The organism is Collimonas antrihumi (assembly GCF_018304965.1).
GTDB lineage: Bacteria > Pseudomonadota > Gammaproteobacteria > Burkholderiales > Burkholderiaceae_D > Collimonas > Collimonas antrihumi.
The window spans coordinates 1-1,741 of sequence record NZ_JAGQED010000061.1 but is presented as its reverse complement, the minus strand read 5'-3'; the positions used below and the strand labels follow the sequence as shown (position 1 = coordinate 1,741).

1 protein-coding gene is annotated in these 1,741 nt (G+C 47.2%); it reads right to left on the bottom strand.

Annotation, left to right across the window (positions count from 1 at the left end; translation table 11 throughout):
- Positions 1-734: 734 nt before the first annotated feature.
- Positions 735-1,487 carry a hypothetical protein gene (locus tag KHU29_RS21965; RefSeq protein ID WP_211455455.1) on the bottom strand — a complete coding sequence of 251 codons (753 nt, stop codon included), beginning with the start codon at positions 1,485-1,487 and terminating at the stop codon, positions 735-737.
- Positions 1,488-1,741 lie beyond the last annotated feature (254 nt).

Here is a 1,741-nt window from a genome sequence, read left to right as displayed (position 1 = left end):
AGATGCCACAGCGAACATGGAAGCTGGCAGCCAACCAATTCGCCATCATGTTCGGCGAACGCTTTACCAACGCAATTGACTAACTATGAAATTCTGATCCCGCACACAGAATTCCTGACAGGTCCCCGCTTTCCGCTTAAAAAATTGGCAGTTACTGGGCGGGGTTAAGCACCCAGTCCGCCCACGGAGATATTTTCTGAATCTGCAAATCCAGTCAAACCTCAGAATACTCAATCCTGAGTATTCTTTGCCAAAATTGCCCGATCCTTATTTGTTTACCAAAACCCCATCACTATTTACGCTGTACTCACCCCGAGGTAGTACGACTGCCTCACCGCAGCATGGGCAGTTCGTATTGGTATTAATGACTGAGTTGAAGGTAACTCCTTCAGGAAGCGATAGAGTTAATGTGCTGGTCGATCCCTTTGCGCACGTATATTGTCGCGTGGCTGTGACGTAGCTATCACTGGAAAGAACTCCGTCTTTGAGGGTAATTTTCGGCATAATTTTCTTCACTAGTTGATTGATCGGTATCGGCTGAATCCAATTCTGATACTACACCCTAGTTTGCGGCGTTGACCATCAAAGCATGAAAACCTAGCACAGTTGGCTATTTCAAATAATTATCATTGGCCTGTCGCCGTTAAAGAGATATCCGTAGTGTCGGTAGTTAGCCTAAGCCGTTGAATTGCCTTAACCACGGGGTTTACGAAAGCGAAAAAGTTCAAATGCCTTCAAGTACCGTCATTGCGAACTGTGTGAAGTGATCCCATTGGGATTACCCCGCCCTCTCGGTTTTTGAAGTAATAATAGTGGTGGCAAAAATTGGTCTGCCAAGGGCCGCCATTATAGATGTCGTTGTATGTAACAGCACCCCAAACAAACAGCCTCTTCGTGTCTCCTTTCATTATTTCCTTTACCTCATCATCGATAAATATGTCGTTTACGATGCCGTTAATAACAAAGGTTTGTCGAGGTGCAATGCTCGTGTCATAAATTTGAAAGACAGGCACGTCGGGAAACACAAAATCGGCAGGCAGTGGGAACTCGAAAACGCCCGCCATTACTTTGAAATTAACCGTTCTCGCAGGCGTAAACCCTGTGTTTTCCAATACAGGATGGGCAGCAAATTTGATACCTTTCTCGTTCTCTTGATATGCTGCTGAACCGATATTTACAGCTACGTAGGCGCGCATTTGTTTGTGCATGACGCTCTGCATTAGAGCGGCATTGTCTCGGGTGGCTCGGGCCACGTCTTCCATTGCTGCCGCTGATCGAGTTGCTTGATCGATCGATGCCTGCATTTTTTCGGACTGCATTTCTCCGCCTGCCCTAGTTTCCTTGGCTAGGTCAGCAGTGGTTTTCCACAATAAAAACGTAGCAACGGCCAGCGCTGCCGTAAGTAACAGCAGTCCAAAATCAACTAACCTCTTTTCCGAATGCTCATCTTTTTGATCGCGCCTTTCTTCGTCAGTAGCTAAAGGCATCGACTTTACATCGACAAGAAGTCGGGGCGGGGATTGAGCAGGATTAGGAGCGGCCTTTGGCGATTCGCTTAGCAACGGGGCTCTTGTAGTATTCGACTGGGCTTGTGCATATACGAACCCAGCGACTACCCCCTGTGCCAATATAACTTGAGACACCTACCCGATTAATTTAGAGTACAACGGTAGGTTCCCAACATGCACAACCGAAAGCAACAAATTAGCACTCCAGCAGACCCTGATATCGCAACCGGCTC